The organism is Flavobacterium sp. GSP6 (genome assembly GCF_003984855.1).
GTDB lineage: Bacteria > Bacteroidota > Bacteroidia > Flavobacteriales > Flavobacteriaceae > Flavobacterium.
Genome location: NZ_RYDO01000031.1, coordinates 1 through 1,804 on the forward strand (window position 1 = coordinate 1; position 1,804 = coordinate 1,804).

The following is a 1,804-nucleotide window of genomic DNA, read 5'->3' on the forward strand; positions in this document are numbered from 1 at the left end:
GCTGGTGCAGCATTAACTGGAGGAAACTTTTGGCAAGGCGCAGTTACGGGTTTAGTGGTTAGTGGACTCAATCATGCGATGCATAAAATGCAAGAAAGGTCTATGTTAGATAAAGCAATTACTAAAGCTGGTTTTGATCCAGATGATGTTGCACGATGGACGAATGAAGAACTTACTACTAATATGGCTAAAATATTTCCTGATTTATATGAGTCTGCAAATTGCCCAAGTTTTGAAATACAAGATGTCATAGGTGGAAAAGATAATATTTATGGTCAAGCTCAAAAAACTATAACTGGAAGTCAAGGTAATTATAAAGTTGTTTCAAAAGGCTTGATTTATATAAAAAAATTAGCTTTAAATAGCGTTAGACACGCTGCAAGTGTTGCAGGTCACGAATTAAATCACGTTGCAGATTATGTTAGTGGTAGTTATGCTGGTTGGCTTAATAAATATAATAATAATGCTCATTCAGAGGTTAAAGCATATGGATGGGAACAAAGTATGGGTTCTCCTTATTTTAATAGTCAGATGTACAATCATTTTTTAAGTCTAACCAAATAAAACTAAGGAATATGAAAAAGATAGTTATTATTTTATTACTGGCATCAAATGTTTTGTTTAGTCAAAATCAAATGGGAGATATTCAAAAAAAATATTACACATTTTGTCATAATGATTTAGCTCATCTTGAGAAAATAGAAGCATATCCTAATTTTCAAGTAGAAGATTTATGTTCAATAAAATCCTGTTTTAGAAGTATTAGCTATGAAGAAATAAATAAAGTAATTTACAAAAGATTAACGGAACTTGCGATTAAAAATTTTAATGACGGAACATTACTTTATCTAATAGATGGTAAAAAAAGTGTAGAATGTGCTGACAAAAAGAATTTAAATATAAATGATGATAATGGTTTTATATACGTCAGTATAGATGATTTTATCAATGCAAAAGAAATAACTGTTGCTAAAGAGCTTTATAATAATGAGACAAAAAAACTCCTCAAAAACAAAAAGTAGTTCAAAGAAAAGCAGATAAAATAAGAAAACCCAGCGAATGCTGGGTTTTCTTATTTTACATCGTAAAGCACATTTTGAAGAGCGTCTTTGAGTTTTCTTTTACCAATAAAGGCATCAAGCATAATATAAATAGTTTGTTTTTCTTCTTCGTTTAAACTTTCCATAAGCGATACTTTTTCCATAATCGACTTATCAAAAGAGTTTATTTCTTTGAGTTCTTCGGTAGAAGCAAATAAATCAGATAAAGAAACGCCCATAGCATTTGCAATGCGTTCTAGAGTTGCAACAGAAGGGTCAGTTTTTCCATTTTCAATACGGCTATATTGTGCTTTGTCAATACTTGCCCCTGCTAGTCCAAGCAGAAATTAATAGAAAGGCTAGCGCGATGCCTCTGGCTCGTGCCCAGAAGCGCTATCAGACAAAACAAAATTAAACTACATCCTTAAATAAGTTGTAGTTTTTTGTTTTAGGTAGAATACAAATTGGCGTTGGGTGGCAATAGAACGCCGTCATTTTGATGCTTGGGGAAATTTAGCTAAATTGCAACAAAATGGAGTAGCTATAGCTTTACCAACAGATGGTACTAGCGCGCGACTAATGATGATGGACAGAGGCTACACCAGCCACGAGCATTTAGCAGAAGTTGGATTGATACACATGAACGGTCGTTTATATGATCCTGTTTTACGTTCTTTTTTAATGCCAGATAATTTTATCCAGCAACCGGAGAATACCCAAAACTACAACCGCTATGCGTATGTGTTGAACAACCCACTAATGTA

The 1,804-nt window shown here is 33.2% G+C and carries 2 protein-coding genes and 2 pseudogenes; 3 read left to right on the forward strand and 1 reads right to left on the reverse strand.

Features of this window, described 5'->3' with window-relative positions; genetic code table 11:
* Window positions 1-564, forward strand: a pseudogene (locus EKM03_RS15045) (hypothetical protein); the annotation flags it as partial.
* Between the two features lie 11 nt (window positions 565-575).
* Window positions 576-1,022 (forward strand): hypothetical protein, encoded by a 447-nt coding sequence (locus EKM03_RS14865; RefSeq protein ID WP_126556374.1) that lies wholly within the window; start codon window positions 576-578, stop codon window positions 1,020-1,022.
* Window positions 1,023-1,072: 50 nt separating this feature from the next.
* On the opposite strand, the gene EKM03_RS15135 is transcribed toward EKM03_RS14865, so the two are convergent.
* Window positions 1,073-1,384 (reverse strand): helix-turn-helix domain-containing protein, encoded by a 312-nt coding sequence (locus tag EKM03_RS15135; protein WP_199736862.1) that lies wholly within the window; start codon window positions 1,382-1,384, stop codon window positions 1,073-1,075.
* A gap of 136 nt (window positions 1,385-1,520) precedes the next feature.
* On the opposite strand from EKM03_RS15135, the pseudogene EKM03_RS14875 reads away from it, so the two are divergent.
* Window positions 1,521-1,804: pseudogene (locus EKM03_RS14875) on the forward strand (RHS repeat domain-containing protein); the annotation flags it as partial.

Bases quoted from the DNA above. Each gene is read 5' to 3' on its own strand.
- EKM03_RS14865 (WP_126556374.1), top strand. From the start codon at position 576: ATGAAAAAGATAGTTATTATTTTATTACTGGCATCAAATGTTTTGTTT.